Source organism: Ferrimicrobium sp., assembly GCF_027364955.1.
Taxonomy (GTDB): domain Bacteria; phylum Actinomycetota; class Acidimicrobiia; order Acidimicrobiales; family Acidimicrobiaceae; genus Ferrimicrobium.
Window position 1 is genome coordinate 22,261 of sequence record NZ_DAHXOI010000004.1, and the last position, 20,556, is coordinate 42,816.

Here is a 20,556-nt window from a genome sequence, read left to right on the forward strand (position 1 = left end):
TAGGTCGAAAAGAGGAAAGGATTAGCGTGATGGGGATAGATCATGTTAGGGGGGGGTCAACGAGTAGTCGTGGTGGTTCCTGCCTACAGCGCAGAGCGGAACATTGAGGCCACTAGTGCCGAGATTGACTTTGGTGTTGTGGACCGGGTCATTGTGGTCGATGATGCGAGTCATGATCATACGCTCCAAAGAGCAAAGAGTTGTAATGCGTTGGTCGTTGCCCATAAAATGAATCAAGGTTATGGTGCCAATCAGCGGACCTGTTATGGGCTTGCGCTAGATGATCATGCAGATATTGTTGTCATGGTGCTTGGGGATTATCAGTATTCACCCCGCTTGATTCCGTCGCTTGCTGGTCTCATCGCATCGGGCCACTACGACATGGCACTTGGATCACGATTTCTTGGTAATGGTGCCCGGGAAGGTGGGATGCCTTGGTGGCGGTACCTGGCTAATCGCGTTCTCACAGCTTTTGAGAATGCTGTGGTGGGACAGAAATTATCTGAGTATCACACAGGCTTGCGCGCCTTCTCGCGAGATCTGCTTGTGTCGATGCCCTTCCATCAGTTCTCCAATGATTTCGTCTTTGATAGCGAGGCGTTGGCCTATGCGGTTGCCAGTGGTGCACGCATTGGAGAGGTTTCCTGTCCAACTCGTTATTCGCCGGACTCGTCCTCGATCAGCTTTCGACGGTCGATCCGTTATGGTCTTGGAGTGGTGCGCACGTCGCTAGCATGTCGACGATCTTTCGATGGCCACGGCCGAGGAATTTTTACCGGGGTAACCAAGTCAGTCCATGGTGAGCGGGGCTCTCTTTCACCGGTGGCGAAAACTGTTGAGTTCCATGCTCCACGACCAATGTCCCAGTCACTTCTTGAGGTGGGTTCGGCGGGAGACGGTGATCGAATAGCCGGACTGATAGCTGATCCACCCGCACTGGTGGGCACGCCTCATGGCGAGGAGGCTCGGATGCCTTCGACTCAAGCCGTCTGATGGTTGCTTTGACGACGCGAAGGGGTGGATCGAAGTAGCTCTAGTTGCGACTGATATTTCCCTTGGTTGGTGGGAGACGAGTACGAAGTTGATCGATCTTTCCGGAGCGGCTTTCCGGTCGGTAGAGAAGTGGGGTCGGCTCGCATGCGAAAAGCCGATTGATGTGATTCGTGATACGCGCGGTTGCCTGCTCAATCGGGGGTCCGGGTCGGTAGGAGCGACGTGTATGAAGGTCGAGTCCTGGATTGACCTCAATGTTTGCGCTGTTCCCGCCGACACAATGGAGAGGAGCGATTGTCGAACGGTGTTTATCTTGATGTGTAATCAACGGCGTTGGTGATGCTTCGGTTGCGAGGACGCCACAGCAGGACTGGCCGTGGTCTAAAGTTGCTCTTTGGAATTGGCGCGCTCTGTGTGGCGTTGGGATTGCTTCTCGTCGGCAGGATTGGGCTGTTCTATGCTCGATCATCGATTGTTGGCGGGGAGAAAATCAGAGCGGTTGTCGATGCCCGACAAGGAAAGCCATGGCCCACCGGGGTGATTGCGTTGCTCCGGATTCCCGGGATCAGCCTGGTTGCACCGGTGGAGCAGGGAGTTGGCGATAACGTCTTGAATGTTGCGGTTGGACATCTCCCCTCCAGTGTGATGCCCGGTGTGGCAGGAACGTCAATCATCGCCGCTCATAACGTGAGTTGGTTCTCTGGTCTCGGAGGTCTGCGACGCGGGAGTCTTGTTGAGGTTGATACTCCGACACAACAGCAGGTCTATCGAGTGGACTGGCACAAAGTTGTCCATACAGGTTCGCCAGTGGTCGATACTGCAACGCCTAGTGTCGTTCTTGAGGCATGCTGGCCACTCAATGCTCTGTACCTCACGTCATATCGATACCTCGTGGGTGCAACACTGGTGGCATCGTCAGCCGTTGACAATGTTCCGAGGATCCCGAGGGAGGATCACTTTCGGCCCATTGGCATTCCCCCGCCAATTGCGAGCGAGAACCTTAACCTCGATGCCAACAATCTCCCGATGGGTTCTTTCGTTATCACCGGTGAACCATCCGCGTCATGGTCGGGATCCAGCGCCCCTTACTCGTTGGCTAGTGCTGAGGTGAACTGGTTAATCGCGTTGTTGCACGCAGCGAGTGCTCAAAGTGTTTCCCAGCTCGTTGCGGTGAGTCATGACTCACCGCGTGAAGTTACTCCGTTACTCCATGGTTATCAAGGATTTGATTCACTTGCGAACTTGTCAGAAACAATCGATGGTCGACATGCTATCGCTGGAACTGCCGCAGTCAATCTCAAGACGGCGGCTGGACAAGTGCAGGTGGTTCAACATTTTGTTATTCGTGCGCTCAAGGTGCGGTTGAATGCGACGTCGATCACGCAAGTAGTCAATTGATTCCCGATGCACAACCATAGATTAGCTCTTTGGAATTCAGGCCTCCTGGAGCGCAACCAAGGAGTCTTTGAGCAGGTTTAGATCTGCAAGGCCCGTCGTGTCTAGTCCACTTCGTTCGCGCGACGACCCCCGATACTAGCATCTAGGCCCTATGCCGCTTCGACTCGGAAGTAGGTTTCGCATGTAGGCGTTGTTGCCGGTACTTGGCCGCTGATCGAGTGAGTACCATCCGCTGGGTTGTCACGTCAAGGGCCAAGAACACTTGCGCAGGTAAGTATCCAAGGGAGCTACACGCTCGGGTTTGGTTGTAGTCCTTGCGCTATTGATTGGTCAACAACTGTGCCTCAGCGACCGAGCTCAAGAGTTCGCTGTTGAACTGCCTGTCGGGTAGTATCGAGTTCCGCTCGATATATAAGGGAGGGGCCTTCCACTGGATCTCGCCGGCACAGTTTGCACTGGGGCGATCGGGAGTCCTGGTTGTTCTCCCTCAGGCCCTGGCTGAAGCCTTCGCTGGCGCGACCGGTTAAATCCTTCACCAGGTGCTACCAAGGGGACGCCTGCACTCTAACCCCCGAGGCGCTTGAAGGCGTATGAATCTATATCTCAACAACTATCCCAACCAGTCCAATTGGCCCCAACCCTCGATGCCCGGAACCCGTCAAAGATCTTCTCTGGGTCATGGTTGCTGGTCCTTGTATCAATGCTATTGCATTAGATCCGCCCGTGTTCTGCTTCCCAGTTGAGACAACGTCGATGCCAATGACGACGTAGTTCGACATTGTCGATCGGTACGACGACAAAGTGCCCGGTTCCCGGTGGGATTTCGGTGTTGCAGCCCGGGCAGAGATACCATTTAGTCGCTTGGTAGGGTTGTACGAAACGGATCTCGGCGACTGCTTTGGTGATGGGGTCGATACCCTCTTCGGCCATCGCAAAAGCCTCGAGTTAGAAGTTGGTGAGGGTCGAGGCGATACTTGGGTCCGACAGTGCGGCCACTTGGGCAATCACTTCAAGGTCGATCGCTTGGGTCAGCGAAGCTGCCGCACGGTTGAGGAGGGATTTGGTGAGAGCTAGGGCAGTGGGTGAGCGTTGCGCAAGCCGATCGGCCCACTCAAGCGAGGTGGACAGGACGCGGTCGTCATCGACCACGGCGTTGACCAGGCCCCAGGCGAGTAACTCTTCACCGACCAGCCGCGTGGCGAAGAAAGCCAGCTCCTTGGCTCGATGGAGTCCAATCCGCTGGACAAGAAGTGCCGAACCGCCGTAATCGAGCGTGAGACCTCGATCGAGGAAAATCTCGCTTACCATTACCGAGCGACCGGCGATGGCCAGATCGCAGGCGAGTGCGAGGTTGAGCCCAGCTCCCACGGCGATGCCGTTGATAGCAGCAATGGTTGGTTTTGCCACGGTGGCGAGTGTTCGTGCGCAGCGATGCACCCGTGCGAGATGGGCAAGGGGGTTCTGCTCGTAGTTGGCGAGTGACTTGAGATCGGCGCCTGCAGAGAAGCTATCTGCGGTGCCAGTGACGACGATCACCCGCACTGCGTGGTCGTGATCGGCGGTAGTGAGTGCGTCTGCGAGTTCGTCGAAGTCCTCAAGCCTGAGTGCGTTCTTCTTTTGGGCCCGATTGATCCTGAGGATCGCGGTCGCACAATGGTCTGAGCGCTCGACTACCCCCACGGGTCAGCTCTTGCGAATCGAGATCGGCACATAGGCGCCAGTGCCAAGGCGCGCGCTCTCCTCGAAGTCGAGTGACGTGTCAAGATCGCCCTCGACATCGGTGACCCAGGGGAGTTTGGCCTTGAGAACACGTTCCACACCGAGTTTGACCGTGGTCGTCGAGATCGCGCAACTTGAGCACGCACCTGAGAGGCCAACGACGACCCTGCCGGTCTCGGTATCGACGGAGGCAAGGTACAGATCACCGCCGTCGGCTTGTACGGCAGGTCGGAGTTTGGTAATCAGCGCTTCGAGTTGGGAACGGCGCTCCTGGTCAACGGTGCTCATCAATGCTGATACCTCTTGACGGAGGCTTCGATTTCGTCATGCGCTTGGGCGAGGTCGCGCCAACCCTCAATGGTGACTGACTTACCCGGCTCAAGATCCTTATAGTGGCTAAAGAAGTGCTCGACTTCGTCCTGGATATGCGTCGGCACGTCGTTCAACTCCTGGTAGCGCTCATAACGAACATCCTTGGCGGGGACGCCAAGAATTTTTACATCGCGCCCACTCTCGTCTGACATGATAAAGCATGCCACTGGTCGGACCTTCACATGGCACCCTGGGAAGGTCGGCACGTCGACGAGGAGCAGGATGTCGAGCGGGTCACCATCCTCTCCAAGGGTGTTATCGATAAAGCCGTAATCGAGCGGATAGCTCATCGGTGTAAAGAGGGTGCGGTCGAGCCAGACAGCTCCGGTCTCGTGGTCGACTTCGTACTTGTTTTTGGATCCGCGCGGGATCTCGATGATTGCGGTAATCGGGTCCATAGGTCGTGCTCCTTACTCGAGGTACCCTAGAAGTCTACCTGTCCTGATAGGCTGGTAAACAAAGTAACTCTATGACTCATAAGCGCATACCTACACTCTTGCTCGCGATTGTGGCTGGTGTTGGGGTGGCGAATACCTACTATCTGCAGCCATTGCTGCATATCGTGTCAGTCGCGCTCCATCTCTCCGGCGGTAACGCGGGCTTTTTGATCACCGTCACACAGGCCGGCTTCGTCGTCGGTCTCGGCGTCTTGCTTCCGCTTGGCGATCGCTTCGACCGGCGGTTCTTAATCGTGTTGTCACTGTTGTTGGCTGGCCTCTTCGATGTCGGTGCGGGACTCGTCACCGGTACGATCCCTTTGGGTGTGTCACTGATAGGGGTTGGCATCTTCTCGGTCGTCGCTCAGCTGGCCGTCACCTACGTGGCGGCGGCAGCCCCGCCGGAGGTGCGATCCTCTGAGATTGCAAAAGTGATGGCTGGGTTGTTGGCGGGCATCGTGCTCGCGCGCACCTATTCGGGGGCGCTCGCTGATCTCGCTGGTTACCACAGCGTCTTTCTTGTCGCGGCCCTCGCTTCGGCCATTCTCGCACTCATTGTCTGGCTACGCCTTCCAGCAGAGGCAGACAAACATGCAATTGCCTTTGTTGACATGTGGCGTGATGGTTTCCGTCTCTTGCAGAGGGAGCCGATCCTGCGTCTTCGCTCCTTCCTTGGGATGTTGAGTTTTGGCGCGTTTTCGATCTTCTGGACGACGATGGCCTTTGCGTTGTCAGCGCATCCCTATCACCTCAGTTCGGGCCTGATCGGGCTCTTTGGCTTCGCCGGGTTGGCAGGTGTGCTTTCAGCTCGTGTCGTCGGTGCCTTAGCGGATAGGGGACATACTGCATTCACGACGGTCGTCTCCTTTTCGCTCATTGCATTGTCGTACTTTGCCTTCTTCCTGACACACGATTCGATCGTGCTGTTCATCGTCTTGACGGCAACCCTTGACGCTGGCATCCAGGGTGCACAGCTGTCGAATCAGAGTCTGATCTATCAGCTCGCACCAGGAGCGCAAGGGCGCATCACGATGGTGTACATGGTCTTCTATTTCCTAGGCGGCGTGCTCGGCTCCAGTCTTGCCTCAATACTTTATGGGATCGGCGGTTGGGCAGATGTCACGATCGCTGGTACCATTGCTGGCGTGCTGGGCCTCGTGGTGTGGGGTGTGTTGGCGCTTCGCGAGCGCCGATGGATCCAAGCGATCGATCATGTGGATGTAACGAGTGGGATGGAGCGACAGAGTGAGTGATGCAGTACCGGGCGCGGAGCTTGCTTCGATCGGTCGTCGAGTCGAAGCTTTTATCTTTGACGCGCTGATCGTTTTCTTTGGTAGTTTGATAGTCGAGCTACTACTCGGAGGCATGGGTGGACTTGAAAACCCGATCTTCTCGGTTGTTCGCTTTGAGATGGGTCCGATTATTTACACCATCAACATCGTTCTTGTTGTTGGGTACTTCGTCGTGATGCGAATCATGGTCAACGGTCAGACGCTCGGAGCGCGTGCGGCGCACGTACGAGTGGTCTCCGCGGACGGCAATGAGCTTGAGACAGGAATTGTCCTCATTCGACTGGTCATCGCCTTTGTCTCGATGGCTGTGATATTCCTTGGCTATTTGCCAGCGCTCTTTGATCCGGAGCGACGGACGCTACAGGACCGTGTTGCTCGCACCATCGTCGTCCGGGAGTCTGCCACCGTCACCCCGTAGACCATTGCCCTGGTGATCATCAATACTGCATTCGCTCCTCGGTCCCAAACAGGCTGAAACCGTCGCGACAAGGAACAAGCGGTCTTTAGCAGAGCGTGATGCTCTGCTGGTGAGCAGGCAACGGCTCCAAGGAGATCAGCCCTTTGTGGGTGATGAGGACGAACCCAACCTATTCGGTGTAGCAGTTGAGCGAGTCAGTGAGAACAAGTGACATGGTTTGTTGATCACCCACTGAACGGCTTGGCTCTGATGCATGCTTGCCGTGTTTGCGCGGGTCGCTACCTCTGATAATCCCACTAACCACCCGCAGGTTACGCCTGTGCGATGGATAACTCTTTGTGGGTTTACCTGTGTCCTGGTTCGTCATCTAGGAAGGGGACGGTCGCTAAAATTGGGGCTCACCAGGCGATTCTATGCGTAGTGGAATGGAACGCATTCGATGAGAGGGTGCCTTCATCACTCACCCTCGTCTCGTGACCCTCCTTGCTGGCACGTGTACGCCGAGACATCAGAGCGCTTGCATCCAACGTCGCAGGGTCACTGTGTGTCTCCTCGGTCGCGACGATGCGGAAGAAATCGTCTTCTCTTGGCATCCAGATTCGTTGGCGGTTTCGAAGGACCAGTGTGATCGGTCTTCTACTGATGCCGGTTGCACCGAGACGAGGAGATGTCAATGAAAGTTCGCCGTGGTGGTTTGATGGCTAGTTTGGGAGTACTAAGTCTGGCTGGTCTCCTTGGGGTCGCGGTATCTTCTGGCAGCGTCGCTTTGCCAGCTACAAGTTTGACAAGTGCTTCGGTGACAACTGGAATGCCTGCGGTGGGCTATCACCTCGCTGGCGCTGACGGTGGTGTCTTCAACTTTGGCGCGTCGGGATTCTACGGTACTACCTACAGCGACGGCATTACCGGACTCACCGGATCACGGCCGCTTGCAGCTCCGATTGTCGGCGTGGTTGAAGACCCGATGGGCGGTGGATACTGGCTGGTCGGCAAGGACGGCGGAATCTTTAGCTTTGGCGATGCGAAGTTCTACGGCAACACCTACTCCGATGGCCTCACCGGTCTGGGTGGGAAACACCCCCTCTCTGCCCCGATTGTTGCTATGGCGACGACTCCCAATGGCGGTGGATACTGGTTGGTGGGCGCCGATGGTGGTATCTTTAACTTTGGTGATGCTGGCTTCTACGGCAATACCTACTCGCTCGGGCTGAGTGGGCTAGGTGGTAGCCATCCCCTCGTTTCTCAGGTGGTTGGCATCCTTCCAACGGCCAATGGTGACGGTTACTGGATGGCGACCAAGGCAGGATTCATCTACAGCTTCGGTGACGCTGATTTCCTTGGCAACACCTACTCCGATGGCCTCACTGGTCTGAGTGGAACCCACCCTCTCTCTGCCCCGATCGTCGGCATCGCTCAATAACGATCGTTGCGCGACCTATCGGGGCTGCCTGCAATCGTGAGCGCGCCATCGATGGTAGGAACGTTGCAATGGTGACGATCGTGCGCTGGTCTTGGGTACCAACAGATACGGTCGCGCCGAGTGGGAGGTCTGAGCGTGGGAGAAGCTAGCGACTGAGCGTAGGGAGTTCGAAGTCGTCCTCGCTAGCATCTGCTAGCAATGGCAGCTTCTGATCCTGCTCATTTCGGGATCCAGGGTGCACGTTTTGCTTCAGTTTGTGTCACATGCTGCGGCCCGGCCCAGATGGGGGCGATGTGGTGGGGAAGTCAATGAATGGCCGAATGCGTGGTGCGTTATGGTCCTGCAAGAGATGACGACCAACGACGGTCGTCCTAGCGTGGCAATGCTCTTTCAGCAGCCGATACACTAGTTGGTCGATCGCTTACTCTACGGCATTTAGGAGGCGGTGTGATGGCTGCATCCCGTACTGCTGTTTCTCACCGATCGTCGCGGCGTTGTCACGGTTCGCAAGTGGCTCTGCGGCATGCGCGGTCAATGGTCATGGGAAGCTAGTTGCAACGGTTCCTGTCCGTGGTTCCAGAAAGTCTTTGGATCGAGGTCGCCGCAAGTCTTGGGGCTAGGGTGCTAGCGTAATTATCTATGCCAGCACTTCGTGAAGTCGTTCAGTTGGAGACGGAGTTACAGCGCACCGGTTCAGCCCTAGAGGCACCCGGGTTGCGTGATGCGCGAAGGGAGGCCAAGCAGAGTATTTCCCGACTCGAAGAGCAGGTCCGGAGCCTCGAAGCTGCTGAGGTGGCCGCAACTGCGCGAGCCGAGGAGCTAGCAGCTGAACAGGCTGATCTGGCGGCTCGACTCCACCGGGTTCGGGCCGCAGAGGGTGCGCGTGATTATCGTCAAGTAACCCAGATCGAGCATGAGACCGAGGTGCTGCAAGGCAAGCTCGATGCGGTCGAAGAGGCCGAACTTGAGTTGATGGAGGAGTCCGAGGAGCGCAAGGTCAAACTCGCGGATGCGGTTGCCGAACTCGAACTCAAACGAGCCAGTTACGCTACCCTGTTAGATGATCAGGAGCGACTTCGCGGCGAGCTGATGGCCGAGAGTGAGGCAAAACTGACTGAGCTCAATGCGTTGATTGCTCAGTTACCCGAACCTACTGCCCAGCTGATCAGAGCCGCCCATGAGCGAGGGGTACGGCCAGCGCTCGCACTGGTGCATGGTGGTTACTGTGGTAATTGCCATATGGCCCTCTCCAGTGCGCTGCGCGGGAGGGTCGCATCGAATCCGTCAGCCTTGCCACCATGCGAGGAGTGCGGCGCGTTGCTCGTGGCCGAGGACGAAGGGGATCTGTAGGCGGGGTTCTGTCCAGCTTGCGCTTGGGTGATCATCCATCTATGCGGCCTACCACGAGTCGTAACGGACGGGCAGCCCTAACTCAAATTTGGCCTTGCTCCGGATGGGGTTTGCCGAGCCAACTTCGTCACCGAAGCTGCTGGTGCGCTCTTACCGCACCGTTTCACCCTTACCGTTGGGTCAAGCATTGCTGCTGACAACCGACGGCGGTCTGTTCTCTGTTGCACTTTCCTGCGAGTCACCCCGACTGGCCGTTAGCCAGCATCCTGCCCTATGGAGCCCCGACCTTCCTCAGAGCTTTCGCTCCGCGATCACCCGATCCCCTTCGTCCTGTCCATGCTAGATCGTCGAGTTTGCCATCTGGCCCATCGTTGCCTATACTTGGGTCCGTGCAACCAAGGGAAGGTGGGGAGTAGTGGACACCGAGATCCATAAGATTCCAAAGCCGATTGCGGCATTATTGGTGTTGATCGCGATCATTGTGATCGTGATGATCGGCGGAGTGCTCGCCCAGCAAGGATCTCTTGGAGAGCGCTCCTGGCAGTATCCTGCCGTTGGCCACACGGTGAATGGATACGCTGGGGCACCGGTCGGCTCGCCGATCTATCACTCTCAGCAGTAGTTCACTCCCTGGGTGCTTGCCCCATCGTATGGGAGGTGTTCTGAAGGCTGACTTGGTGGATACACGATTGAGGTGGATTGCGCTGGCTCCAACGGGGGTCGGACTGCGCTCTGCCATGGTGAGCCCTTAGCCCAAGAGGTTCGTGTACGGTCCTCTACCAGCTGGCGCAAGCGCAAAACTAGGCCGTGGAGTTCTCTCTGTCTCATCACTGTCTCGGAGTCACTCCAATCACCAGTGGGAAGAGAGAGCGTCAGCTCGATTGTCCCGATGGTGATTGTCCCGATGGTGATTATAGATAGATCGTGTCGTGAAGTCGGGTGTTGACGGAGGTCTCCCTGGCGGTTCTACAAGGCAGGGGACTGAATTGGTGTCGCCGAGGTGGTGGCAGGACATGTTTTGTTGGCAAACGTAACTCTTTGGGGAAGGTGAATGAATGATGTCGGACCGAGACAGTAGCGAAGGGTTTCAGTTTGCGTTACCTGAGATGCAGAGTGCTGGTTGGCTTCGATGCCGTCTCATCGAGGAGAGTGACGTTCCGCGACTCTTTGAGGCGGTCACTGCCTCTCAGGCCCACCTGCGACCATGGATGCCGTGGGCGGCAACTGACTACACCCAAGAAATGGCTGAGGAGCTGGTTGCAGCTCAGACACGGCGAGGCGGAGAACTCGTTACCGAGGCAATTTACATTCCATGTAATGACGAGCACCCGTTCCTGGGTTGCTTTGGTCTTCATGCCCGAGTGGGTAAAGGTGCACTTGAGATCGGATACTGGGTCGATGTTCGGTACACCCGTCGAGGGGTCGCGACCCTAGCTGCCGCTCTTCTTACTGAAGCGGCCTTCTCCGTCCCAGGTGTTGATCGGGTTGAGATTCACCATGATGAGGCCAACCATGCGAGCGCTGGGGTACCCCAGCGCCTTGGATATGCCATCATCGGTTCGTGCCAACGTGAGCCTGAAGCGCCTGGGGAGGTCGGGGTCGAGCGTCAGTGGCGAATGCGTGGCCAGGATTGGCCGTCAAGCGCAGGTGCACAACTTCTGGCTAAGGCTCGCGACTGAGCGCAGTGACGGTCCCTGGTTCCGGGCCAGGATGTAGTCAGGGTGTAGACAATACTTCGGATTGCACGACTTTGCGCTGGTAACCCTGCCGTGTGCGAATGTTGCTCCTTTCGTCATTCGGGTTGATTTTGGGCCTGTCGCCACAACGTGCGAGGCATGATGGTAGGCCTCTTTGATGGCGCAATTTCTATGGTGCGATGGGAAACTCTCCCAGGGATACAGGTTCCATCTGGTGCAATGGGCTTGTGCAGACATCCCCTGGCAGGGGTCTGGTGCGGAGATTGTGAGGTCCGGGTCCCCCCAGGTCTTTAAGGCGTCAACGGCAGCGTCTTATTGCGTGATGCCTCGGCGTTCGTCTTGAGATAGTGCTCCATTTGCTCTGCGAGTATGGGGTCACTGGTCGCAAGAATGCGGATGGCGAGGAGCGCTGCGTTGGCCGCATTGTTGATTCCTACGGTTGCGACTGGTACTCCACGGGGCATCTGCACGATGGAGAGAAGGGAGTCAAGGCCCTCGAGGTTCGCAAGGCGAATGGGCACCCCGATGACTGGCAAAACGGTGGCTGCTGCGAGCATCCCAGGCAGGTGGGCCGCGCCACCAGCACCCGCGATGATCACTTTGTAGCCTTTTTCGGCTGCAGTGGTTGCGAAGTCGAGCATATCGTGTGGGGTGCGATGTGCGGAGAGGACCTGTGCGTGGTAGGGGAGCGCAAAGGCGTTACAGACCTCTACCGCTTGGGACATCACCGAGTAGTCGGAGTCCGATCCCATCACGATTGCGATATGCGCATTACTCATGGATGCAGATCTTATCTCTGGCTCGATGGGCGAGCTGCGCGGCCTCGGCGACGGTTGCCGCCGTCGCAGTTACATGGCCGACCTTGCGTTCTGGTCGACCCTCTTTGCCATAGAGATGGAGGCGGGTGTTCGGTGGCGGTTCGTAGGCCTCGAGCGGCCCGAGCTTCCCTAATAGGTTCACCATCGTTGCGGGTGTGGTGAAGTTGGTAGGACCCAGCGGAAGTCCAGCGATCGCACGGAGGTGGTTCTCGAACTGTGATGTCGAAGCCGCTTCGATCGTCATGTGGCCACTGTTATGTACTCGGGGAGCAATCTCATTCACGTACAGCTTGCCGGCGACTACGAAGAACTCGACGGCCAAGACGCCGACGTAGGCCAATTCACGGGCGATCGCGGTGGCGATTGCCCGTGCCCTACCCTCGAGTTCGTCGGTTGCTCCAGATGGCCACTGCACCTCCACACAGATACCGTCGCGTTGGATTGTTCGCACTGGTGGATAGGTCGTGATGTCTCCTTCGGGCGTGGAGACGGTGAGCACCGCGATCTCCGTGTCCACTTCGAGGAGTTCCTCAAGGAGCCAGGGGGTATCACTCACGACGAGAGTATCGAGTTCTGCGGGTTCGTTGATCCAACGGACACCACGACCGTCATAGCCGCCGGCGATCGCTTTCGCGATACAGGGCAGTTCAAAGACGGTGTCAGCATTCAACTTGACAAAACGGGGGATCGGGAGTTTGAGCCGTTGGAAGAGCTCTCGCTGGGCCAGCTTGTTGGCAGCAATGGCCATTGTGTCAGCAGATGGCCGGAGACAAATACCTCGCTGTTCGAGTTCCTTGAGGGCGTCGACGGGAGTCAACTCGTGTTCAAAGGTGAGGATGTCGACTTGGCTTGCAAAGCGTTCGAGCGAGGCAAGGTTCAGCTCGTCGACAGTGACGTTGGCGGCTTGGCCTACGATACCTTCGTCGCCCGGGCGCACCAGGAATGAGATCGCAAGGTCGAGATCGAGGGCTGCGCCAAAGAGCATACGAGCAAGCTGTCCCCCGCCAATGACGCCAATGCGTGGCGTGGTCATCGTTGACCTGCTCGATCTAGCGGTGCGGAATGGTAGTTATCAAAGATGCCTGCATACATTCAGGGTGGGACCTTTCGTTGTTGAGTAGGTTCGAACCTAACGTTTGCGAGTCTGCTAGCCTACAAGGTAAACGGGTTGAGAGGTTGGGTTTGCACGTGTACCTAATGGCGATGTCGATGGTCATTGTGAAGGCGGGTTCAGTTCTCGGCTACGTCGTTGATAACTGGCACGTCGATTGGTACGCGGTCATTCTTTGTGGGCTGCCTATCGCTGCCTACTGGCGGGGACACATTCGTCGTATGCGCACCCAGATGTCACCGGAGATTCGGGCGGGTTATGAGCGCAGGGCGCTTGCCATGTTGATCGCGAATGTTTTCATGGTGGTAGGTTTCTTCTCGCCGATTCCAACGTGGGCGATGGTCTATCAGTGGGTGCACATGATTTGGCACCTCGACCTCATGGTATTTGCCCCACCCTTCCTGATTATCTCCGATCCTTGGGCAGAGATGGCCGAAGGAGTTCCAGCTCCACTGATGGAACGCATGCGGCGGGGGTACCGAGGACTTGCTTCTCATGATCGTGTAGCGCGCTTCGCGCGAGTGGTCAGCTCGCCGTGGGCGGCGGTGATCGCATTCGATAGCGCCATGTGGATCTGGCACGTCCCTGGTCCCTTTGATTGGGCGATGCAGTCGTCGGGGAGGATGGAGCTGATGATGTTCTCCTTCTTCTTCGCTGGTGTCTTCATGTGGTACGTCGCGATCGATCAGGGACGGCGCCGTTATCACGAAAATGGCATTCTGAGGTTCGCTCACATCGCTTCGGTCTCGATGTCGTGCATGCTGCTAGCAATCCTACTGGGGCTATCGTCGGGTGCTTGGTACTCAGCCTTTGACTGGGCGATGGGTACCTATCGCACCATGTCGCTCTTGGCTGATCAGCAGATCGCTGCCGGCATTCTCTGGGTCTTTGGTGCGGTGCCGTGGTTTATTGCTGGGATCTATGTTCTGCGTGATGCGCTCACCGATGAAGAGCGTGGTGAGAACAATATCACCGATACCTTCCGTAGTTTTGTCCTTCGGCGAGTCCGCGTGGCTCGGCCGACTCCATCGGTAGCGAACTACGACAACAATTCGCGGCCGGTTTAGACTCTCGTCGCGCACCGTGCGGTGTCTGCATACCGGGTTCAAGGGGCCGTCCGTCAACGTAGAGCATCGCTCGCGGCTGTGAACGTCCGTTGCACTTTGGCGGCGAGACCCTGCTAGAACGAGACCCTGCTGAGCGCAGGCAGTGCCTCTCGAGCTAACTCCAAACCCTGATGATACTGCTCGTAGTAGTGCGCCAAGAAGGCGGTGTCTCCAGGCTCGACGATACGCCCTCTCGGGAGAGCTTCTCGTGGGATGCCGAGCGCAAGACGCGCTGCTCCGAGGGTTGTCGCCTCAGGGCTGGGAGAGAGTACGAGAGGTTGTGGGGTAAGCGCTGCGAGAGCGGAGGCGACGATGGTGTTCGAGGCGACCTTGCCATCGAGGCCGATTGATTCCAGTCGTGCACTGCTGTCGTGGGTGAGCGCTCCGATAAGGTCGGCGGCGGCGCAGGCGATGCCGAGAAGGAATCCATGGACGATTTCCGGTCGACCGGCAGTGGGGGCTAGGTTGGCGATGACACACCGACCACCAAAGTCCCAGATCGGAGCACCAATTCCTGAGTGAGCTGGCACGACGGTGGGGATCGCCTCGGGTATCGCCTTGGCTGCGACCTGTTCGGAGTCATCGGGGCTGTTCAAGAGCCCATTGCGCACGAGCCAGCCAATGGCCGAGCCTGCGTTCATCCAGAAGGCCTCGAGTCCAAAGGTGGCGCGTCCTGATGCGGTGGCGGTGATGATCGGAAAGGTACCCTGAGGGCCTCGACGATCATAGCGAGGGGTGTCCTCGGCCAGGTCGACGTCGGCTACCGCGGAGGTTCCAAGGGTGACCTTCGCCTTCGCGCGTTGGCCAGCGAGTGAGGCCTGCTGATCTGCGAGCGTGACCATGATGGAGGCTGGACCATTTGCCGTTACGTAGTCACCGCGATTGGCGACGACATCGATGATCGGTGCAAGGTTGTCGATGCTCATCCCCAGTAGCTCCAGCTTGGAGGTATCCCAACGGACGCCAGAGGAGTCGACTAAGCCGGTCATCGCTGCGTTCGTGGCATCGGTAGCGAGCACCCTGCCTTCAGTAAGGGCGAAGGTCAGCCAGGTATCGATTGTGCCGACCATGAGATCAGGGTATTCAGATCCATAGCGATCCAAGAGCCAGGCGAACTTGGTTGCGGATTGATTGGGGGCGAATGCGGCACCTGCGCGCGAAAGGGCGAGACACTGACTTGCAGTTCGTAAGTCCTCCCAACTAATTGCCATCCCGATCGCTCGAGGTCGGTTGCGCTCAAAGGCTATGGCGCTGGATCGTTGATTCGTGATCGCGATGCGATCAAAGGAACCAGCAGAGGCGACCTTGCCCAGCAGTTGTTGACATCGATGCAGCATCTCCATCGGATCAAAGGTCACGTTCGCCGTGCCTTCACGTAGGAGTTGCAGGGGGGTCGCGTAGCTGGCAAGTACCGCCAAGCTTTCATCGACGAGCGAGGCCCGTAGTGAACTCGAGCCAACATCGAGGACCGCCACTGTTGTCATCGCCGAACCTCGATTCCTTCAGCAACACCCGGTTCGGGTTGGCCAAATGAGATCGGGGCACCATCCAACTGGGGGGTAACGACAGTACCGCTGTGCTGGAGGTCAGGAACTGGCTGGTCGCGAGGTTGTCGTGGTGTGGTCAGTCGAGAGGGTCTCCTCGGGTCCCAATAGGGGCCCATGAGTGGAGGCCCGGTCGATTCGTCGGTGGAGGCTGTCTTGTGGTTGGGGATGATGCAGGCGAGGGGGTGGCTCATCGTTCCCAGCGGTTTTTTTCGATCGACATACCAGCAGTGGGGCTGATCATGATGCGGGTGTTGGATAGGGCTCCTTGGGTCATCGTGCCAACTTAGCACCTATGTGGCTTGGTGGGGATTGCTTTGTCATCAGAGGTTACGACACCTGCTTCATGAGGGGCCAACTTCGGTGGTCACGGACGTTGAGATGAACATCGCCTACCAGGCGGGTGAGAGAGTTCTCGTCAAGACTAGGATGGAGCGGTCAGCGTGTTTTGACAATCTCCAAAGGTGGAATGGTTCTAGATGATGCCGCCCTCATGGGCATGGAGCTGGTCATACAACATGCTGATTGTCAATACTGGCCGTCGGTGCAGCGACACTCGAGGCCGGCTTGCTACGAGAGACAGGAAAGGAAGTTCATGGCTGAGCTGAAGACGTCAAAGACCGCCGAAAATTTGAAGGAGGCGTTCGCTGGTGAGAGCCAAGCGAATCGACGTTATCTCTATTTTGCCCAGAAGGCCGATGTCGAAGGCTACCCCGACGTTGCCGCGCTGTTCCGCTCGGTGGCCGAGGGTGAGACTGGACATGCCTTCGGTCACTTCGATTTCCTCGCTGAAGTAGGTGACCCTGTCACCGGTGCGAAGGTGGGGGCAACTGAGGACAACCTTCGTTCCGCGATCGAAGGAGAGACCTATGAGTACACCGAGATGTACCCAGGTTTTGCCCGCACGGCTCGCGATGAGGGTTTTGTCGAGGTAGCAGAGTGGTTTGAGGTTCTTGCTCGTGCAGAGAAGAGCCATGCCGGGCGCTTTGGCCAGGGACTCGAGTCGATCTCATAATCGGACTTGATCTGTTGAGGTCTGCCTGAGAATCTTGGGCAGGCACCGTTGACAGATTGGGACGGCGTAGACGTGTTGGTGGGGCTCGGATCATCGTTCATCGATAGGGTGATGCCGATCCCTGCCAGCGGTCGCCAGCATGTCAGCTCTTGCAATAGCGGTCAAAGGTGCCTCGATTGACGGAGGGTTCTGGCTGCTCCCTTGGTTGGAATGGTTGGCACAGTGCAGACTGCGAGGCTGTTCAGCTGGGTGGGCAGCCACTGAACTAGACGTTGGGTCGTCCCGTGATTCGAAGCCCTCTTGGGTGATTGGCACACTGCAGAAGCGCGGTAGTGCTCGCCAATGAGGTGATTCGTCTGCGCGCAAGATGAAAGGTCTGCATCGTGACCATGGCCAAAAGAGACGGAGTCGCCCCGAAGGATGAATTGGTCGTCGTGACCTGATCAAGCTGGCCGAATCAAGACGGCCGGTGCTCCTGGGTTGTGTACGGTTAGATCGCGGTGAGGAGATAAGCCTTCGTGAAACTGATAGGCACGAAACGGGTACGAGCCAGCCATGCTGTCGTACACCGGTGGGCCGCGATCATGAGTTGCAGGTTGCAACGGCGGATCGTTCTTGGCAGGGCTACGATGCAAGGTGGCACCCCGTGATAGGTGTCTCCATGGCGTTCATAACCATGATCCAGAGAGATGAAGATGAGGTAGGAACAGATGACGACAACCTATGACCCGAGTGAGCCAAAGTACTATGACGAAGGGGATCTACGTGAGGAACTCGGCCGGGTTTTTGAACTCTGCCATGGGTGTCGCATGTGTTTCAACTACTGTGACTCATTTCCAATGTTATTTAACTTCGTTGATTCCAAGGATCAACAGCATGCTGATTTGACCCCGACCGAACAGGATGCCGTGGTGGATGCCTGCTTTGGTTGCAAGATCTGCTACGTCAAGTGCCCCTATATCCCGCCGCACGAATGGGCGCTTGATTTTCCGCGACTGATGTTGCGCGCACAGGCGGTCCGTACCGCCAATCATCAGCGAGATCTTCGGAGTCGTGTCACCGATCAGGTGCTGGCGCGCACGGACACCGTCGGTGCCCTGAATCAGGCGTTGTCAGGGGTAGTGAATCCGATCGTCTCGCGCCCGAACACAGGTATTCGCAGAGTCATGGAGCAAGTCGCTGGCGTGTCGAGCCAACGCCTGCTCCCCTCCTATGGCAAGGTTCGTTTCTCCCGTTGGTTCAAGGATCGGCTGCCTCGATTCATCAGTGCGCCACGGGCAACGGTGGCTATTTTTCCGACCTGTTTCATCGAATATATGGCCCCCCAGATCGGTGCTGATGTGACCACCGTCTACGAGAGTCAGGACATCGCCTGCTCGCTACCTGAAGGTGTCAAGTGTTGTGGGGCCCCCTGGTTGCACCAGGGTAATGTCGATGAGTTCACTCGACAGGCGCGAGCGAATGTCGAACGACTCGATGAGGTCGTGCGACAAGGCAAAGACATCATCGTCTCGCAGCCAACGTGCGCCTATGTGGTCAAGCGAGACTACCCCATCTACGTACCGGGTGAGCAGGCGGAGCGAGTTTCGCAGCACACCTTTGATCCGAGCGAGTATTTGGTGAATCTTATGCGTAAAGATCGCTCGATGACGTTGGGCAACGTTGAACTTGACGAGGAGGTAGTGTTTCACGCAGCCTGCCACACGCAAGCCCAAAACGTAGGGCTCAAAGGGCGCGACCTGCTGAAAAAGCTTGGAGTTAAAGTCCGGGTTGTTGCAAAGTGCTCCGGCATCGATGGAACCTGGGGCTACCGGAGCGAGAACGCCACCTCCTCGCTACGGATGTCCGCATCCTTGGCCGACCAGATCGCCAAAACGAAGGCGACCACGATCGTCGGAGATTGCCACTTGGCCAACACCGCCATCGATGAGGCGCTGGGCGTCAGGGTCGAACACCCGATTTCGCTGGTAAGAAAGTTAATGGGTCTTGAAACCCAACCTCCCTTGAAAGGAAATTGATGATGCGAACGCTCACCGTGAACGACATTTTGGATCTACGCGCCTATGAGAAGGTTCGTGCCGAGATGCGCCAAGAGGTGATTGACCTCAAGCGAGTACGCCGCGTGTCACTCGGAACCATGATCTCCGTCGTCTTCGAGAATAAGGCGACGATGCGTTTTCAGGTGCAGGAGATGGCCAGAGCGGAACGCATGATGCGAGATGAGGATATCCAAGCCGAGCTTGATGTCTATAACGAGCTCATACCTCGAGAACATGAACTTGTCGCGACGCTGTTTGTTGAGCTGACCTCCAAGGCAGAACTCGAAGAATGGTTGCCAAAGCTAGCTGGCGTAGAGCGTTCGCTCGAACTGATGGTCGATGAGGTGGGCGTGCCGGGGACGATTGACCCAGCCCATGCCGAACAGCTCTCTCGTTCCGACGTCACTGCATCCGTCCATTATCTGCGTTTCTCGCTTCCCGAGAGGGCGGCTACCTCTTTTGTGGACCGCCAAGTGCGTCTGTTCGTCCACCATCCTGCCTATGAGGCTGAGACGGTTCTCGGAGATGAACTCAAGCGGTCGCTCGCAGCAGACTGGCAAATAGGCTGAGTTCGGCAGTGGTGGGTGCATGATGCACCGACCACAAGTGTTCACAACCATGGTTAAGGGAGGTGCCCGGTGGACTTCGAGTTCGATGACGATCTCGCCCAACTTCGCGATACGGTGCGTAAGTTGGCGAAAGAGAAGGTAGCTCCACGAGCCCGGGAGATTGACCTTACCGGAGAGTATCCCCAGGACCTCTTCGAACTTTTTGGTGCTACAGGACTTTTTGGACTCTGCATTCCCGAAGCATACGAAGGCTCAGGTGCGGGCATACTTGGCCTGACGATTGCGATCGAGGAGGTCGCCAAGTACTCCAATACTGCCGCGTTGATGCTGTTACTCTCCAGACTCCCCACCGGTCCGGTCATGATCGCGGGTTCCGAGGAGCAAAAGCGACGCTATCTCCCCGGTATCGCCCGTGGTGAGCAGCGTGCTTCCTTCGGACTCTCGGAGGTTGGGGCAGGCTCGGATGTAGCCGGCATGCGTACGAGTGCGGTGCCCGACCCCGACGTCGAGGGAGGGTGGATACTCTCAGGCTCTAAGGTATGGATCTCCGGTGTTGCCCAAGCAGACTGGTATACCGTCTTTGCCAAGACGGGAGATCCCAACTCTCGGCGTCATGATTCGATTACCGCCTTCATCGTCGACCGTAGCACTGAGGGTGTATCGGTGCCCCGGGTCGATAAAAAGATGGGGGTCAAGGGAGTTGACACCGGTGAGCTGTTGCTTGAGTCGGTGCACGTACCAGGGGAGAATGTGATCGGCGAGGTCGGTGGCTTTCGTCTTGCCATGCTCGGGTTGAACTCCATGCGTCCTATTGTGGCCGCTCGCGGTCTTGGGCTCGCTGAGGGTGCGCTCATGTATGCGGTGAACTACGTCAAAGAACGCGGCGCATTTGGCCATGCCATTGCCGACTTTCAAGGGATTCAATGGGAGATCGCTAAGATGGCCACGGAGATCGAGGCGGCTCGACTGCTGACGTACCGGGCGGCCTGGATGGCCGATCGAGGTGAGTTCACTCGCGAGTTTGTTCCCTTCCTCTCCATGTCAAAGTACTACGCCACAGAGATGGCAGTCCGTGCCTCATCCCTTGCGGTACAGCTGCTCGGCGCTGCTGGGTACATGCAGGACCATCCAACGGAGATGTATTATCGCGATGCAAAACAGTTGACCATTGTGGAAGGAACCACCCAGGTTCAACTTGGTCTGATCGGTCAGGGTGTGCTGAGGGGTGACCTTTGGTGGGACTGATCGTTAGCTAATG

General features: G+C 57.2%; 20 protein-coding genes and 1 other RNA gene. 12 read left to right on the forward strand and 9 right to left on the reverse strand.

Annotated features, from left to right (window positions below; translation table 11 throughout):
• The first annotated feature begins 42 nt into the window (after positions 1–42).
• Together M7Q83_RS03870 and M7Q83_RS03875 are read left to right on the forward strand one after the other, a co-directional pair.
• Entirely contained in the window at positions 43–993 is a 951-nt protein-coding gene (locus tag M7Q83_RS03870) for a glycosyltransferase family 2 protein (protein ID WP_298335574.1), read from the forward strand.
• Between the two features lie 414 nt (positions 994–1,407).
• On the forward strand, positions 1,408–2,391 hold the full coding sequence (locus tag M7Q83_RS03875) for a class D sortase (RefSeq protein WP_298335576.1): 984 nt from the start codon (positions 1,408–1,410) through the stop codon (positions 2,389–2,391).
• Positions 2,392–3,102: 711 nt separating this feature from the next.
• Here M7Q83_RS03875 and M7Q83_RS03880 read toward each other — a convergent pair.
• Genes M7Q83_RS03880 through M7Q83_RS03895 form a run of 4 tightly spaced genes read right to left on the reverse strand, consistent with a single transcriptional unit; the run spans position 3,103 to position 4,880 of the window.
• Positions 3,103–3,321 carry a hypothetical protein gene (locus tag M7Q83_RS03880; RefSeq protein ID WP_298335578.1) on the reverse strand — a complete coding sequence of 73 codons (219 nt, stop codon included), beginning with the start codon at positions 3,319–3,321 and terminating at the stop codon, positions 3,103–3,105.
• Positions 3,322–3,336: 15 nt separating this feature from the next.
• Positions 3,337–4,071, reverse strand: coding sequence for an enoyl-CoA hydratase-related protein (locus M7Q83_RS03885; RefSeq protein ID WP_298335580.1), 735 nt, complete (start codon positions 4,069–4,071; stop codon positions 3,337–3,339).
• A 3-nt stretch (positions 4,072–4,074) separates the two neighbouring features.
• Positions 4,075–4,398 carry a NifU family protein gene (locus M7Q83_RS03890; protein ID WP_298335582.1) on the reverse strand — a complete coding sequence of 108 codons (324 nt, stop codon included), beginning with the start codon at positions 4,396–4,398 and terminating at the stop codon, positions 4,075–4,077.
• The gene (locus tag M7Q83_RS03895; RefSeq protein ID WP_298335584.1) at positions 4,398–4,880 is read right to left on the reverse strand and encodes an inorganic diphosphatase; all 483 of its coding nucleotides are present in this window, start codon (positions 4,878–4,880) and stop codon (positions 4,398–4,400) included. Before M7Q83_RS03895 ends, M7Q83_RS03890 begins: the two co-directional genes overlap by 1 nt.
• Before the next feature lie 71 nt (positions 4,881–4,951).
• Here M7Q83_RS03895 and M7Q83_RS03900 point away from each other — a divergent pair, with 71 nt between their 5' ends.
• Both M7Q83_RS03900 and M7Q83_RS03905 read left to right on the forward strand, forming a co-directional pair.
• Positions 4,952–6,172, forward strand: coding sequence for an MFS transporter (locus M7Q83_RS03900; RefSeq protein ID WP_298335586.1), 1,221 nt, complete (start codon positions 4,952–4,954; stop codon positions 6,170–6,172).
• Positions 6,165–6,629 carry an RDD family protein gene (locus M7Q83_RS03905; protein WP_298335588.1) on the forward strand — a complete coding sequence of 155 codons (465 nt, stop codon included), beginning with the start codon at positions 6,165–6,167 and terminating at the stop codon, positions 6,627–6,629. The genes M7Q83_RS03900 and M7Q83_RS03905 overlap by 8 nt, the downstream gene beginning before the upstream one ends.
• A gap of 398 nt (positions 6,630–7,027) precedes the next feature.
• On the opposite strand, the gene M7Q83_RS03910 is transcribed toward M7Q83_RS03905, so the two are convergent.
• Entirely contained in the window at positions 7,028–7,222 is a 195-nt protein-coding gene (locus tag M7Q83_RS03910) for a hypothetical protein (protein ID WP_298335590.1), read from the reverse strand.
• Positions 7,223–7,302: 80 nt separating this feature from the next.
• Here M7Q83_RS03910 and M7Q83_RS03915 point away from each other — a divergent pair, with 80 nt between their 5' ends.
• Positions 7,303–8,049 (forward strand): hypothetical protein, encoded by a 747-nt coding sequence (locus M7Q83_RS03915; RefSeq protein WP_298335591.1) that lies wholly within the window; start codon positions 7,303–7,305, stop codon positions 8,047–8,049.
• Between the two features lie 1,331 nt (positions 8,050–9,380).
• Here M7Q83_RS03915 and rnpB read toward each other — a convergent pair.
• Positions 9,381–9,726: RNase P RNA component class A (gene rnpB / locus M7Q83_RS03920), an RNA gene on the reverse strand.
• A gap of 88 nt (positions 9,727–9,814) precedes the next feature.
• Here rnpB and M7Q83_RS03925 point away from each other — a divergent pair.
• Both M7Q83_RS03925 and M7Q83_RS03930 read left to right on the forward strand, forming a co-directional pair.
• A complete protein-coding gene (locus M7Q83_RS03925) occupies positions 9,815–10,021 on the forward strand; it encodes a hypothetical protein (RefSeq protein WP_298335593.1) in 207 nt (68 codons plus the stop codon).
• A 433-nt stretch (positions 10,022–10,454) separates the two neighbouring features.
• The gene (locus tag M7Q83_RS03930) at positions 10,455–11,078 is read left to right on the forward strand and encodes a GNAT family protein (RefSeq protein ID WP_298335595.1); all 624 of its coding nucleotides are present in this window, start codon (positions 10,455–10,457) and stop codon (positions 11,076–11,078) included.
• A gap of 308 nt (positions 11,079–11,386) precedes the next feature.
• Here M7Q83_RS03930 and purE read toward each other — a convergent pair whose 3' ends face one another.
• A complete protein-coding gene (purE, locus tag M7Q83_RS03935; protein WP_298335597.1) occupies positions 11,387–11,875 on the reverse strand; it encodes a 5-(carboxyamino)imidazole ribonucleotide mutase in 489 nt (162 codons plus the stop codon).
• Positions 11,868–12,947, reverse strand: coding sequence for a 5-(carboxyamino)imidazole ribonucleotide synthase (locus M7Q83_RS03940; RefSeq protein WP_298335599.1), 1,080 nt, complete (start codon positions 12,945–12,947; stop codon positions 11,868–11,870). The genes purE and M7Q83_RS03940 overlap by 8 nt, the downstream gene beginning before the upstream one ends.
• 176 nt (positions 12,948–13,123) lie before the next feature.
• On the opposite strand from M7Q83_RS03940, the gene M7Q83_RS03945 reads away from it, so the two are divergent.
• Positions 13,124–14,092 carry a cytochrome c oxidase assembly protein gene (locus tag M7Q83_RS03945; RefSeq protein ID WP_298335601.1) on the forward strand — a complete coding sequence of 323 codons (969 nt, stop codon included), beginning with the start codon at positions 13,124–13,126 and terminating at the stop codon, positions 14,090–14,092.
• A 113-nt stretch (positions 14,093–14,205) separates the two neighbouring features.
• On the opposite strand, the gene M7Q83_RS03950 is transcribed toward M7Q83_RS03945, so the two are convergent.
• Positions 14,206–15,615 (reverse strand): FGGY family carbohydrate kinase, encoded by a 1,410-nt coding sequence (locus M7Q83_RS03950; protein ID WP_298335603.1) that lies wholly within the window; start codon positions 15,613–15,615, stop codon positions 14,206–14,208.
• 655 nt (positions 15,616–16,270) lie between these two features.
• Here M7Q83_RS03950 and M7Q83_RS03955 point away from each other — a divergent pair.
• The 4 genes from M7Q83_RS03955 to M7Q83_RS03970 all read left to right on the forward strand — a co-directional run bounded on the left by M7Q83_RS03955 (position 16,271) and on the right by M7Q83_RS03970 (position 20,543).
• Positions 16,271–16,690 (forward strand): rubrerythrin family protein, encoded by a 420-nt coding sequence (locus M7Q83_RS03955; RefSeq protein ID WP_298335605.1) that lies wholly within the window; start codon positions 16,271–16,273, stop codon positions 16,688–16,690.
• 710 nt (positions 16,691–17,400) lie between these two features.
• Positions 17,401–18,708, forward strand: coding sequence for a heterodisulfide reductase-related iron-sulfur binding cluster (locus M7Q83_RS03960; protein WP_298335607.1), 1,308 nt, complete (start codon positions 17,401–17,403; stop codon positions 18,706–18,708).
• Positions 18,708–19,298 (forward strand): DUF3501 family protein, encoded by a 591-nt coding sequence (locus tag M7Q83_RS03965; RefSeq protein ID WP_298335609.1) that lies wholly within the window; start codon positions 18,708–18,710, stop codon positions 19,296–19,298. Before M7Q83_RS03960 ends, M7Q83_RS03965 begins: the two co-directional genes overlap by 1 nt.
• A 69-nt stretch (positions 19,299–19,367) precedes the next feature.
• Positions 19,368–20,543 (forward strand): acyl-CoA dehydrogenase family protein, encoded by a 1,176-nt coding sequence (locus tag M7Q83_RS03970; protein WP_298335611.1) that lies wholly within the window; start codon positions 19,368–19,370, stop codon positions 20,541–20,543.
• Positions 20,544–20,556: the final 13 nt, after the last annotated feature.